At 50.6% G+C, this 13,173-nt stretch carries 12 protein-coding genes; 5 read left to right on the forward strand and 7 right to left on the reverse strand.

The window, feature by feature from the left end; genetic code table 11:
• Positions 1-363: 363 nt before the first annotated feature.
• The 4 genes from V7028_RS03535 to V7028_RS03550 all read left to right on the forward strand — a co-directional run bounded on the left by V7028_RS03535 (position 364) and on the right by V7028_RS03550 (position 4,726).
• A complete protein-coding gene (locus tag V7028_RS03535) occupies positions 364-1,689 on the forward strand; it encodes a serine/threonine protein kinase (protein ID WP_334118724.1) in 1,326 nt (441 codons plus the stop codon).
• Between the two features lie 12 nt (positions 1,690-1,701).
• Positions 1,702-2,814, forward strand: a complete 1,113-nt coding sequence (locus V7028_RS03540) for an AAA family ATPase (protein ID WP_334118725.1) — start codon at positions 1,702-1,704, stop codon at positions 2,812-2,814.
• 68 nt (positions 2,815-2,882) lie between these two features.
• Positions 2,883-4,187 (forward strand): hypothetical protein, encoded by a 1,305-nt coding sequence (locus tag V7028_RS03545; RefSeq protein WP_334118726.1) that lies wholly within the window; start codon positions 2,883-2,885, stop codon positions 4,185-4,187.
• Positions 4,188-4,216: 29 nt separating this feature from the next.
• Positions 4,217-4,726, forward strand: coding sequence for a hypothetical protein (locus V7028_RS03550; protein WP_334118727.1), 510 nt, complete (start codon positions 4,217-4,219; stop codon positions 4,724-4,726).
• On the opposite strand, the gene V7028_RS03555 is transcribed toward V7028_RS03550, so the two are convergent.
• Positions 4,698-5,827, reverse strand: a protein-coding gene (locus V7028_RS03555) for an IS3 family transposase (protein WP_334118728.1) whose coding sequence is annotated in 2 segments (ribosomal slippage) — positions 4,698-5,569 and positions 5,569-5,827 — 1,131 coding nt in all. Because the reading frame shifts where the segments join, the coding sequence is not laid out codon by codon here. The genes V7028_RS03550 and V7028_RS03555 overlap by 29 nt on opposite strands.
• A gap of 226 nt (positions 5,828-6,053) precedes the next feature.
• On the reverse strand, positions 6,054-6,857 hold the full coding sequence (locus tag V7028_RS03560; RefSeq protein WP_334118729.1) for a GlcG/HbpS family heme-binding protein: 804 nt from the start codon (positions 6,855-6,857) through the stop codon (positions 6,054-6,056).
• A gap of 87 nt (positions 6,858-6,944) precedes the next feature.
• On the opposite strand from V7028_RS03560, the gene V7028_RS03565 reads away from it, so the two are divergent.
• On the forward strand, positions 6,945-7,859 hold the full coding sequence (locus V7028_RS03565) for a LysR family transcriptional regulator (protein WP_138517595.1): 915 nt from the start codon (positions 6,945-6,947) through the stop codon (positions 7,857-7,859).
• A gap of 536 nt (positions 7,860-8,395) precedes the next feature.
• Here the strand turns inward: V7028_RS03565 and V7028_RS03570 are convergent.
• The 5 genes from V7028_RS03570 to V7028_RS03590 all read right to left on the reverse strand — a co-directional run bounded on the left by V7028_RS03570 (position 8,396) and on the right by V7028_RS03590 (position 13,163).
• Complete coding sequence (locus V7028_RS03570) at positions 8,396-9,385, reverse strand: zinc-dependent alcohol dehydrogenase family protein (protein WP_138517596.1); 990 nt, start codon at positions 9,383-9,385, stop codon at positions 8,396-8,398.
• Between the two features lie 49 nt (positions 9,386-9,434).
• A complete protein-coding gene (locus V7028_RS03575; RefSeq protein ID WP_138517597.1) occupies positions 9,435-10,457 on the reverse strand; it encodes a zinc-binding alcohol dehydrogenase family protein in 1,023 nt (340 codons plus the stop codon).
• A gap of 82 nt (positions 10,458-10,539) precedes the next feature.
• Positions 10,540-11,502: an LLM class oxidoreductase gene (locus V7028_RS03580; RefSeq protein WP_334118730.1), complete on the reverse strand. Its 963-nt coding sequence runs from the start codon at positions 11,500-11,502 to the stop codon at positions 10,540-10,542.
• Between the two features lie 109 nt (positions 11,503-11,611).
• Positions 11,612-11,917, reverse strand: a complete 306-nt coding sequence (locus V7028_RS03585) for a putative quinol monooxygenase (RefSeq protein ID WP_138517599.1) — start codon at positions 11,915-11,917, stop codon at positions 11,612-11,614.
• Between the two features lie 76 nt (positions 11,918-11,993).
• A complete protein-coding gene (locus V7028_RS03590; RefSeq protein WP_334118731.1) occupies positions 11,994-13,163 on the reverse strand; it encodes an iron-containing alcohol dehydrogenase in 1,170 nt (389 codons plus the stop codon).
• Between the last annotated feature and the right edge of the window lie 10 nt (positions 13,164-13,173).

The raw sequence follows: 13,173 nt of genomic DNA on the forward strand, positions 1-13,173 counted from the left end.
GGTTTTTGAGTATTGGCCTATATTTGTCGTGACCGGATTTGTCACTAGCACCGAGAGGCAGCGTTAATAGCTTGCGACTACCACCAACTGATGGAACTAAATGGGATATGTTCCTGCTGCCGGGGCGGGGGTGGCTTTCAGACAAAGGCATCTTCCTTTCTCATTAGTTCGATGAATCAAAAGAAATGAAATGCCAGCAAATGTTTATTAGCCCCAAAGTTAAATATTCAAGGAGGCATTTCTAAACTAACTTTTTTGAAAGTCCCTCCCCACCAGCAGAATGGGTTTCTGCATACTCGACGAAGTGAGATGATTGCATTTTTATGAAGAACAATGCCATTATTGCTTAGAAAAGGGGGGGCAGTGGCAGAACTTGAAAATTTGGCGGGACGTTGTATCGAAGGCTGCGTCCTAATTGAAGTTATAGGAAGTGGGGCAGATGGTATCGTCTACGCGGCCGTGCGAGAGGGTGCAGAAGTTGCAGTGAAACTCTTCTTTCCCTCTCAGATCGCTAAAAATGGCGAGACAGCAACTAAAGAGAGGTTGCAACTACAGCTTGAGTTGGCGGGAAAAAAAATACATCCAAATCTGGTGGAAATATATTCAGGTGGTGAATATCCAGAGCTAGAAACTCTTTACTTGGTTATGGAGCGTGTGCCCGGCATCTCTCTAGATAAGTTGGTGGGGAAAGTACCGCCAGCATCGATTCCAAGCCTAGCAAAACAACTGGCCGAGGTCGCTCGTTTTCTGGAGGAGCATGATCTTGTGCATCGAGATATCAAACCTGCCAACATAATAATCAGTGAAGACTTCCAAACACTGACGCTTCTAGATTTAGGAATTATTCACCAAGTGCCTACTGGTAATGAACTACCTCAGGAACGACACTCGGGTATGGAGTTTGTCGCGTCATTACGTTATAGCCCCCCAGAGTTTGTTTGGAGAAAAGAGGAAGAAGATGCTGAAGGAGCCTGGCGAGCAGTGACGCTGTACCAAATCGGAGCAACGCTACACGATATGGTTATGAGAGAGCCTATCTTTACCGGTTACGATAAGCCTCATGCTTGTTTGTATGACGCTGTACGCGATCAAACACCAAGTGTTCATTCAGAACACGTACCAGACTGGTTGATTCAAACAATACAGGCTTGCCTGCTAAAAGACTGGCGGAAGCGAATAAAGTTAGTAGGCTGGAATGATTTTTCGGAACCCGAAAAATCGGCTAACTGGCATCTTCGTGAAAAGCGTATTCGCTTGAAGCAGATTTTGAATGAACAGATTCGACTTGCAGAAGAAAAGCAGGCAAAGCCCGCTATCGCCCAGACCAGAGAACAAGACCTCTGGAGGTTGAATTCGGATTTATTTCTTGAGGTACGGACTTACCTACTTAACACTCCAATTTTCCCAAAATTTAAGGTCATTGAAGAGCGTTTATCACTGCAAGAATATAAATCATGTTTTGTCTTCGATGTGGATGTGTCCCGCGGCTTTTTTAAGGAGATGACCTTTACTGTGACCGTTGCTGTTGATGGACAAATAAATGAAGCTACGAAGCTGTCTTTTGATGCATCAACCGAAGATGGACATATAAGCTCCGCCTCGTGGGTTGAGTTATTTACTGTAGAGACTGCCTGTGCAAATTGCCAACAAGCTTTTCTTGATGCTGTTGAGCAAATGATAGCTTGTTAATCGGAGAGAAAAATGTTCTGGATAGGTACGAACCAGCTCGATACAGAGCAGCGGCAAGCTGTACAAAATATCCCCACATCAGATAGTTTCCTTTTGACAGGACCAGCCGGCTCCGGGAAAACAAATATTCTTTTGCTACGAGCAAAATTTCTTCTTCTTAAGGGAGAGAGTAACTTCAAGATAATTGTATTCACGCAAAGCTTGAGGCAGTTTGTTGTGGCAGGTTGCGAGCACTATGGAATCGATCCCGACTCAGCAGTAACTCAAATGAGGTTTTTTAGAGAGATTCTTAAGGAATATGGCGTGGCGGTTGAGGAGCCGGAAGACTTTGAGGCTAGTCGCGCATTGCTGGCGGGCAAGGTTATGTCGCTAATTGACGCAAAAAGAATATCGGACTCTTATTGTGAAACGTTACTGATCGATGAAGCGCAAGACTATACGGATACTGAATTATTGGTATTCCGCGGTCTATGTAAGCGTTTAGTTTTGGCGGCTGATTCGCGACAGAGCATATACAAGGCTACGCACACCCCTGACCTACCAGAGCGGCTTGTCGGTGGAAATGTAGTAACGCTCCGTTATCACTATAGAAGCGGCTTGAGCTTGTGCAAAGTAGCTGATGCAATTCTTTCTGACGCAGCAACGTATCCACGGGTTCAAGCGGGGTGCCATTATCCTGAGGCTGAGAAACCGTCGATAGTCAGGTCTGTTCCATGCAACACATTCGAGGATCAGCTCGCAACTATAGTTGAGAATTTGCGTGAACATATTGCCCTCTATCCTGGCGAGAAAATTGGCGTTTTATTCCCTAAACGAGAACAGGTAGAGGCTTTTAAAGAAATATTAACGGTCAGCGCGCTAGTAGACGGCAATAAGCAAATATGGGTCGATACCATGCATGCAGCGAAAGGCTGGGAGTTCCGAGCGGTTCACCTAGGAGGGGGGGAGGTTTTGTCCCGAATGGGCCCTGTTCAGAAGCGGTTGATATACACTGGTGTGCTTCGAGGGAAGACTAGCGCTAACATATATTACAGTGGCCACCTGCCCGGTTACCTCAATGCGGCACTGGCTGTGCTCGAACCTCCACAACCCGACCCTGAGTTTGATGACCTTTTTAAGAAATAATCATGCTGCACAGTAGGTCTGAAACATTAGCTGACATTTTTAATACCAACTCTCAAGTGGGAGCCCCAGTGAGAGCAGATCTGTTTTCTGCTAGCTATACGAAGGACGAGAAGTTAGTCAAAACTTATCGGGTAGAACAATCCGACAGTATCTCATTGCCCAATGTAATTGTTCCGCAGTCGGATACATTGGAGGATTTGTTTGCAACGGTCGCAACCTACTATCCGGATCAGTCACCCATAACAGCGCTCATACATGTTTTGGATGGTGAAATGGAGCGCTCTCTGGACCATTCCGCTACTCCCGAGCCTAGGAGTTGCGATGTTCTCGACAGTCGATATCGCAAGGCTAGTCTTGGGGCTGCGCTAGGAGAGGCTGTTTTGGCCGGTTTGTCCGTTTCAGAGAGTGTAAGTTCTACACCGTCTTATTCCGCAGTTCGCCGAACTCTTGCTTTTACATTAGGCCGTTGCCAGCATTTGTATAAAGACTTAGTCCCGTTTGAGCATCTCGCAATGAGATGGATGCAGCTTAGGGACATGACTAGATTGGGCTATACGCAGCCAGTTGTGAGCGCTGTGCTGCGAGTCCATGAGTTAGTTAGGCCTAGTTCGGCCAGGCCATCGGACTTTGCTGATATTGAGCTGATTCAAGGAGTTCAGGCGTTCGTCAGGGGTGACGATCTTGATGGCAAACTTATTGAGGCAGTTATTCGCAAGTGCTACCCAGGGACCGCTGCCCACCTTCGAGAACTCACCGGGGTGTTCGATGATCGCATGAAAGCGTTTATACGACTTGTCGAGATCATTCAAAGTAAATCCTTGGGCACGGAGATTGATGAGGTTGCTGTTGCATTTGTATGCAACCGTATATTGCCTTCATCGTTCTCGCATGTTGGTGTCTTGCTCCCTCTAATTGAATTCTTTCCTGCTGCGCTAGTTTGGTACGGGTTCTTTTCGACACTTTCCAAACCGTCGAAATCCACGTCCGTTAACTTTGGGTTGCTGCTAAAGCTTGAGCGAGATCTGTTCGAGCCTTTCTCTTATAAACAAAGACCGCGTTGTGATATTTCCTTGGACGAGCTCGAAGTGTTATCGCGTGTGGGATTGCGCAGCGAGATTATTAAGCCGACACAGCAACGTGTTTTGCTAGTTTCCCTATTACCTGGCATAGATATTTATACGCGATTTGGTGGGGAATCAGAGACAAGTTCAGACTTGCTTGCACGTCGCAACGCACTAACTACAGCAACGCATGATCGTGTTGCAGCCCTACTACAAGAGGCACTGGAGACGTTGAGAAGCGGGCCAGCACGGCAGTCGAAGGAGTTTTCAGTATCTGCTGCTGGAAAAAAAGAGAGAAAGAGAAGTAGATAGCTTGCTTCCGTTAAACCATGCCTGAGACCTTGGACACATTTGAAACATTACAGTTCTTCCGCGGGCTGTCTGACGAGTATTCAATTGATAAAACTTCGATAATCGTTCCGCGTAAAGATCGACGTCCTCGCAACTCATCACCCCACTTTCACGAAGTGGCCGATAAGTGGTTTCTCGATAAGTTCGGCATACCTTATCGGAGTCAAGGTGTTTTCGTGATAGCCAGAGTATTGTCAGCATCGGCTTACGCTACTTCGCCTGATCATGTTGTCAGAGTTATCCCGTTGTCTACGTATAGATTCTGCTGGTCCAAGAAGATTTCAGATCTTCTATTCGGAGCTCAAAAGCTGGCAAATGCGCCTGCAGAAAAAATCAAAGATTTCCTTGAGAGCGCTTGTTATCAGGAAGACGATTTGAGTGCTGCTCATTCAAGCGGGAATGAGGTAAAGAGCAGGCCTCGTTTTGTCGGACAGTTTTCTTGGATTTTTAATAAAGATCCAGCCCTGCGGGTTAAGCGGCCAATGCCGCAACTTGTTTGACGAAATACACCTCGTCAGGGGTTTTGTAATCCAAGGCCTGATGGCCTCGACCCGTATTGTAAAACGCAATGTACTCGTGCAAATGTTTTCTGGCTTCTGATGTGGTTTCGTAGGCTCGAAGGTACACCTCCTCGTATTTCACCGTGCGCCAGAATCGTTCGATCACCACGTTGTCGCGCCAACAGCCTTTACCATCCATGCTGATTTGTATGTCATGACCTTTGAGCATTTCGGTGAACTCCAAACTGGTGAATTGACTTCCCTGATCTGTGTTGACGATCTCGGGCTTGCCATATTTGATGATCGCTTCTTGAACCGCTTCAACGCAGAAATCTGCATGCATGGTGTTCGACAACCTCCAACTGAGCACTTTCCTGCTGAACCAATCGATGACTGCGCACAGATACAGAAATCCGCGTTTCATTGGCAAGTACGTGATGTCCAGCGCCCAGACCTGATTGGGTCGAACAATGGGCAGTGTTCGCAACAAATACGGATAGATCTTGTGCCCAGGGTGTCGCTTACTGGTATTGGGCTTTCGGTAAACGGCTTGAATGCCCATCTTGCGCATCAAACTGATCACCCTGCGCCGACCAACGCCTGCAAAACCCGAGCGAAGCAGCAGATCACGCATCATGCGGCTGCCTGCATACGGACGGTCTAAATGAATCCGATCCATAGCAGCCATCAGCGCGAGATCCGATTCAGACACGGGCACAGGCTTGTAATACGCCGTGGATCTGGCCATGCGAAGAATCTTGGCTTGTTTGCTCACTGCCAATTCGTGACTCGGGTCAATCAACGCTTTGCGCTCAACAATCCCGCCTTGGTGAGCGCGCTTTCTAAAAAATCGTTCTCCAGTGTCAGCTCGCCAATTTTTGCATGCAACACCTTCACATCCACCGTGGATTCTGCGGCTTTGGTAGCGCCAAATACAGTGGATGCGCCTTGCAGCAATTCAGCCTTCCATTGCGCGATCTGGGTGGCATGCACATCGTATTTCTGGGCTAGCTCGGCAAGAGGCTGTTCACCCCGAACTGCTTCTAGCGCCACTTTGGCTTTAAAGTCAGGCGAGTGGTTTCTGCGTGGTCTGCGACTCATGATTTCTCCTTTCCTGGCCAACATTGTTGGCCTAAAAAGCAGAGCTGTCATCTTTTATCCACCTGTCCAAATTTCCGAGGCCTGCTCTAGGTTTGTTGAAGTCGATCGATTTGAGTCTGTAATTCTTGATTTTCGTAATGCTCCTGTGAGGGTTGAAAGGAATATTGTTACAACATGGTTTGATACCAGAGAGGCTTAGATCTCATTCTTGGCATCACTGGCCAGGCTATCTAGCGCTCGTCGCGGGCAGGGCGCGGACTACTGCGTCTTCTAAATCTGCCTTAATGCAATGAGGCTGCTTCCAGTCTCCTTGGTAGGTGATCTGGTCAACCCCGCCAGGCCCTACACCGCTTGGCACGTAGTCAAGTTTGAGGTTGTTGCGGGTACGCCATGCAATAGCATGGTCAGCGCACGAACTGTCCCCCGATACTCCTACAGCACCTAACAATACGCCCTGATTGTTGTACAAGGCCAATCCTCCTCCAAACACATTGATGCCTCCCATGCGTTGACCAACCAACGGATCATTGGGTTGGCCCCACGCACTTACTGGGCCTTGCATCGCCAAGGCAGGATTCACCGGGTTACTCTCTTGCAGGCCGAACAGGCTACCACCGGGTTGGACGGCGCTGTATAGATTGGCCGTTGCCAAAGCTAGACCTGGCAGGCTGAAGGCATTGGCTGTGTAGGCCTTCTGTGCTGAAATAGCCCGGCTTCCCGGCCACTGGTCACCCAAGCCTTTCCCTGTGAACGCTACCGCACACACGGTTCCACTACGCGACACCACAGTGCCCCACATCTCTAAGTTGAAGCCTGCATTGTTAGCCTTGCGTGCGAGCACAAGCGCATCGTGTAACTGGGCATGGGTGGGCAACGCGGCACATTCTGCGGGAGCAGCTGGCTTGACTGCATGCGCAGGCAAGCTGGTAGAAGTAAGCAACGCAGCTATCATGATGCCAAAGGGGCGGATGTAAATGTTCACAGAATTTCCTTTTAATGAAAAGTGATCATTGCCAGTCTCCCATTTCATATTAATCGTGTATATGGAATAAAAAGGAATTAAGTATTCCTATAAATGAGACAATGAATATAAGGACACTTTCAGATTTTCTGTCATATGCTGAATCCACAAGACCGGCTGAAAATTTTTTGCGTCGCCGCAGAAACCGACAGCTTCCGTGAAGCTGCAATGCTTTTGGGGATGTCGCCTCAAGGAGTAACACGGGCCATACAGGAACTCGAAGCGCACTATGGCGAATTACTTTTTCACCGCACCACTCGCCGGGTGAATATCACCGAATTCGGGGCCGAACTTGCACCACGCGTACGGGCCAGCCTGGAGCAGATGGAAGCTGTCCTCGCTCCTGCATCGCCACAAGCACCCGCTGAACTAGTTGGCCGCGTTCGTATCACAGCGCCTCGCAGCCTTGGCAGGTTACGGGTGCTGCCAGCGCTTAACGAAGTTGCACGTCTTCATCCAGGTATCGTCATCGATATCCGACTTTCTGATGAACTTGCTGATGTTGTTGACGGGCAGATTGATGTCGGTGTTCGTATGGGTCTATTCAAAGACAATCGCTTTGTGGTGCGCAAAGTAGGTTCGGTGGGCTTTGGTGTTTATGGCAGCCATAATCTCATCGAGCGCTATGGCACACCGCAGCAAATCTCCGACCTATCAGCGCTACCAACTACAGGGCTTATTGATCACAGCACGGGCCGACCCTGGAGTTGGTTTTTTAGCAAAGAGCGCCGTATGCTACCCGAGCCTTTTGCGTTTGTAACCGACGACCCTGAGGCAGAGTGCGATGCTGTTCTGTCTGGTGTTGCCTATGGGCAATTGCCAGATTACCTCGCGGAGCAACACGTGAATTCCAAAAGTCTAGTACGCGTGCTGGAGGCCGATGCGTGTGCACCGTGGGATATCTATGTATACAGACCTCAACGAGGACCAGTACCAAAACGGGTGCGCCTAGTGTTTGATGCCATAGTCGATGCATTGAAACAGCACGAAGCTATTTTGACAAAGACGTAGCATACGTGTTTGCCGTGTACAACAGTGATATGTCAAAAGCCGCTCTTTCGAGGCACAGAATTGGCATATGAATCCCACATCATAGAGACACCTCTAGCCGCACAAAAGTAATGACGTGATTTGCATGTAATGACTATCCACAAGGCAAAACGCAAAGAATTCAATGAGGTCGTTATCCACGAGGGCACGTTCCCCGGGCGCATAAAGAATACGCCCTCTCCTGTAATCCTGAAATTGACTGATCCTAGATTTCGTAGGCGCCCACTTGTCCGCTTTTCAGCCCAAACTGGCCATTCCTCCCAAAGAAGCTGGACAACCGCTCCGGCCGAAATTCGACCTTAACTGACCTTCAACAGTTGAATGCATGAGCACCGTCAGGCGTCCCGCTAAAGGGTTAGGGTGAGCTTGCTAAACAAAATCCACCATTAACGCCCCCAGATTCTATGTTTGTATACTTTCATCGTGGAGGCTTCATTTCGGCACTCAAACGTGACTGCCCAACCGACTGCAAAGCGCCTATGCAGTTGCTAATAGCGCTAAACTGTCACCACAATTTTGCCGATCTGCTGGTTGGATTCCATATAGCGGTGTGCTTCGACAATCTGCGCTAGCGGAAAGGTTTTGGCCACCAGCGGTTTCAGCTTGCCTTCAGTCAGCCCTTGCACAATGAAGGCTTTGGCGCGTGCCATGCGTTCAGGATGAGTGCTGATTTCAAATAGGGTATACCCGCGTATGGTTAATTGCTTGGCGAGCACGGGGAACAGCGGCAATGGCGTCGGCTCTGTACTTAGCGCGCCATACTGGAAAATAATGCCGCTTTGGGCTGTCGCTTCTGCCAGTTTGCTGATGGTCGGCCCGCCAACCGGATCGAACACCACGCGTGCACCTTTATTATTGGTAATGCGGTTCACTTCGGTCACCAGGTCTTGTTCTTCCGTCGCAATCACATGCTTGGCACCGGCCTTGAGCAAAGCCTCGCGCTTGCTGCTGGTGCGCGTCAAAGCAACAGGAATGGCACCCAGCAGATTGGCAATCTCGATAGCTGCCACACCCACGCTACTGGATGCCGCCGGAATCAGCACAAACTCACCGACTTTGGTATCGGCAAACTCCACCAATGCGCCGTAGGCAGTCATATATTGCATCCAGATGGCGGAAGCTTCCGGCCAAGAAAGTGATGGTGGATGCTTGACCACGGCAAATGCGGGCACATTCGCCAACTCACCATACACGCCATACTGATTCTGCGAAAACGCCGGAACCGTGCTGACCGCATCACCTATCTTGAAATCAGTCACATCCTCGCCCACCGCATTGATTATGCCTGCCGCCTCATAGCCGAGCCTCGCTGGCAGTTGCGGTGTTTCCAGATACTGACCATTGCGAAACATGACTTCGGCACGATTGAGTCCGATGGCATGCACCTTGATCTGCACCTCACCCTTGCCTGGTGAGGCGACTTGTTCATCTGCTATCTGTAATACTTCTGGCCCACCGGTTTGGTGGAATCTGACGACACGTGACATTTTTATCTCCTGATAATGTAAAAAATAGTGTGAAAATACTATTTATAATTTAATGCCAGCCTTTCAACACGATCTTGCCTATGGTGCCACCTGCTTCGAGCTGAGCGTGCGCCTTACGCAGATTGGTAGCATTGATGGGTGATAGGGTTTCATTGAGCGTGGTCTTCAGCACACCCTCATCCACCAGTTTGGCAATGCGGTCGAGGATAAGGTGCTGTTCTGTCATGTCGGCGGTCTGAAACATGGAACGTGTAAACATCAGCTCCCATGCGAAGGTCGCGCTCTTATTCTTGAGCAGATTAAGGTCCACCGGCTGTGCGGTTTCGACAATCGAGCAAATCTTGCCTTGCGGCTTGATGAGCTCGGCCATGACAGAAAAATAGCCATCGGTATCGTTGCAGCAGAAAATATAATCTGGTTGGGGAATGCCGATTTCGCGCATTTGAGTCACTAGGTCATGCTTATGATTGATGACATACTGTGCGCCCAATTCCTGCACCCAGCGTACGGTCTCAGGCCGCGATGCCGTGGCTACCACGGTCAATCCCGCCAGTTTGTTCGCGAGTTGGATGGCAATCGAACCCACGCCGCCCGCACCGCCTATGATAAGCAGGTTTTTATTGCGGTTCTGCGCTATATCAAGCGCAATGCCCAGGCGGTCGAACAGTGATTCCCAAGCTGTCACTGCGGTCAGCGGCAAAGCTGCCGCCTGCTCATAACTCAAGCTCTGCGGCATGTGCCCGACTATGCGCTCATCCATGAGCTGGTATTCGGCATTGCAGCCCGAGCGCGTGATGTCACCCGCATAAAACACTTTGTCGCCAGTCTTGAACAGCGTGCAATCTGGCCCGGCTTCGACGACTTCACCAGCGGCATCCCAGCCCAGCACCTTGGGTGTGGTCTCTATCTTGTCCTTGGGTTTTCGCACTTTGGTATCTACCGGGTTAACTGCAATGGCGTGGATCTTGACCAGCAGATCGCGACCGGTAGTGACGGGGATGGGCAATTCGACATCCATCAGTGATTCAGGATCGCTGATAGGTAAATACTTGGTTAATGCAACGGCTTTCATGGCGGCTCCTATTTTTGTAGCGCAGGCGTCCTCGCCTGCGTTTTTTTGATAAGTTGGCAGGCGGGGCGCATGCGCAACAACTTCATATAAATTCCGGTAAAACAAATTCAGCCAACTCCTGCAACACCTCACCGGCCGGACGTTTGCCGTATTTGACGTTGAAAATCATGTGGTCCACGCCGATACGTTTGCTGGCACGCAGATGTACCAGCAGCGCATTCCTGCCGAGTCGGTGACCCAGATGAATAGGCGTTGGTGCTTCGTTCGGGTTATCGGCAAGATCAATAAAATAAGACTGCATAAACGGTTTATACTGCCCCGGCAATTCCGCTTCAACAGTATCGCGCCAGCGCTGCACCACCTGCGCCTGCGCTTCTATGCTACGCGGGTAGCTCATCCAGCCGTCGGCATTGCGCGCGATCCAGCCCAGATCCTGCTGACTATGTCCGGTAACTAACAAGGGCACATGCGAAGCTACCGGCTTGGGAATGACATCGGCATGTTGCAGATGGCCAAAGCTGCTACTTATTTGCGGGTAAAACTCTGACCAATATATCTTAAGCAAATCGACCTCTTCGCGAAACATCGCCCCTCGCGACTCAAAATCCACATTAAAGGCTGGGAACTCCACCATCCTATCGCCTGTAGCTATGCCAAGCAGCAAGCGGCCATTGGACAACTGGTCTATGCTGGCGGCGGCTTTGGCGATATGTATCGGGTGGCGCAATGGCAGAATGATGGATGCCGTCAGCAGCGCGATTTCTGTGGTCTGCGCGGCCATATAACCGAGATAAGCCCACGGGTCGAATACCTGGCCGACATCGCCAAAATTCGGGTCGCGCAGCGGCACATCGCGAAAGCCGAGGCTGGAAAAACCGGATTTTTCGGCAAACTGCGCCAGCGCTACCTGGTTGTGCATGGTCGGCTGGTCGCGCTCGAAGGCCTCGATCGGGAACATGATGCCCAGCGTGAGTTTGCCGCGCTGGAATACACGCTGCCAGCCGCGGTTGGCTGTCGGCGATTGATTTGGATTAGGGGTATACATTCTGCTCACTAAGAAAAAACACTGGCACACCACAAAAGGTAGGAAAGTGATGTGCCAGTGTAGGTCCGAAATAGCCCGGGGAGGAGCTATCTACTTAGCCAAAACAGATTTAAGACTGGCCTTTGACTGCCAGTAAATCCACGGTTTCGATTACCGGCATCTCGGTCAGCAAATCTGCGGCATTCGCCATCAGTGCCTCAGCGATTTTCCCTGTCAAATGCGCTTGTCGGCCATGTTCATCCATAAAGGTGTCAAAAATGCCAAAGGTGGCAGGGCCGAATTTGAGTGCGTACCAGGTAGCGGTTTCCGGCTCGTTTTCCACCAGCGGCAGTGCGGATTTCAGAAATGCTTCCAGTGCTGCTTCCTTACCTGGCTTGGCGTGCAGACGTACATACAGGGCTAACTTGTTGCTCATGATTGCTCCTAATAAAAAAATAAAACACGAAGGTGGTGGATACGCGCTATCGCGCTTTATCCACCCTACTAAAAATCTAAATACTCGCTTCCAGCACCTCCCTGCTCTTATCCAGCGTCACATCCTGATGCTCACCGAGTTTGACCATGCCATGACTTTCAAGTTGCGCCAGCAGGGCAGGAATGGCATCCGCACCGATGTTGTAGGCGGATAAGCGCGTAGGCACGCTGAGGCTCTCGAAAAAAGCGCGGGTATTCTGGATAGCCGCTTCGATACGAGCATCCTCTGTACCTTCACTGATATGCCAGACGCGCTCGGCGTATTGCAGCAGCTTGGCGCGCTTGACATCGCGGCGCAGGCTGAGCATAGTCGGTAATATGATAGCCAGCGTCTGTGCGTGATCCAATCCATGAAGCGCGGTGATCTCGTGGCCTATCATGTGCGTCGCCCAATCGCTGGGCACACCGGAGCCGATCAAACCATTCAAGGCCAGGGTGGCGACCCACATGAAGTTGGCCTGAGTGTCGTAATCCTGCGGATTGGCCAGCACCTTGGGACCAACCTCGATAAGGGTCTGTAGCAAGCCTTCGGCAAAGCGATCCTGCACCCGCGCTTCCACCGGGTAGGTCAGGTATTGCTCCATGATGTGGGTGTAGGCATCCACCACGCCGTTAGCCAACTGGCGCGGCGGCAGGGTGTAGCTCTTGCTCGGGTCGAGCACGGAGAACTGTGGAAACACATGCTCACTGGTGAAATAGAGCTTGTCGTGCAAGCCAGATGCGGTTTCGGTGCGTGAAATCACCGAGCCGTCGTTCATCTCCGAGCCTGTCGCAGGCAAGGTCAGCACAGTGCCATAAGGCATGGCCTGTTTCACATTGGCACCTCGCTGGAGCAAAATCTCCCACGGGTCGCCCTCGGCATACACCGCTGCCGCAACAAACTTGGTGCCATCAATCACCGAGCCGCCGCCGACTGCCAGCAGATAGTCCAGCCTATTGGCCTTGATTTGGGCGACGGCTTTCATTAGGGTCTCATAGGTAGGGTTTGGCTCGATGCCGCTGAATTCCTCGACATAACGCCCGCCCAGGGCAGCTTTGACTTCATCCAGCGTGCCATTCTTCTTGGCGCTAGTGCCGCCGTAAACAATCAATACGCGAGCCTCAGCAGGCACCAGCTTGTCGATTTCGGCGACCTTGCCCTTGCCGAAAGCGATGCGCGTCGGGTTGTAAAAATCAAAATTCAGCATCAAAACTCCT

It is taken from the genome of Limnobacter sp., from assembly GCF_036846585.1.
Classification (GTDB): domain Bacteria; phylum Pseudomonadota; class Gammaproteobacteria; order Burkholderiales; family Burkholderiaceae_B; genus Limnobacter.

What these genes read in the sequence shown, in the direction of transcription:
- V7028_RS03565 (WP_138517595.1), top strand. Translation starts at nt 6,945, where the DNA reads ATGCTGAATCCACAAGACCGGCTGAAAATTTTTTGCGTCGCCGCAGAA.
- V7028_RS03585 (WP_138517599.1), bottom strand. Translation starts at nt 11,917, where the DNA reads ATGAGCAACAAGTTAGCCCTGTATGTACGTCTGCACGCCAAGCCAGGT.
- V7028_RS03580 (WP_334118730.1), bottom strand. Translation starts at nt 11,502, where the DNA reads ATGTATACCCCTAATCCAAATCAATCGCCGACAGCCAACCGCGGCTGG.
- V7028_RS03540 (WP_334118725.1), top strand. Translation starts at nt 1,702, where the DNA reads ATGTTCTGGATAGGTACGAACCAGCTCGATACAGAGCAGCGGCAAGCT.
- V7028_RS03590 (WP_334118731.1), bottom strand. Translation starts at nt 13,163, where the DNA reads ATGCTGAATTTTGATTTTTACAACCCGACGCGCATCGCTTTCGGCAAG.
- V7028_RS03575 (WP_138517597.1), bottom strand. Translation starts at nt 10,457, where the DNA reads ATGAAAGCCGTTGCATTAACCAAGTATTTACCTATCAGCGATCCTGAA.
- V7028_RS03570 (WP_138517596.1), bottom strand. Translation starts at nt 9,385, where the DNA reads ATGTCACGTGTCGTCAGATTCCACCAAACCGGTGGGCCAGAAGTATTA.
- V7028_RS03560 (WP_334118729.1), bottom strand. Translation starts at nt 6,857, where the DNA reads ATGAAATGGGAGACTGGCAATGATCACTTTTCATTAAAAGGAAATTCT.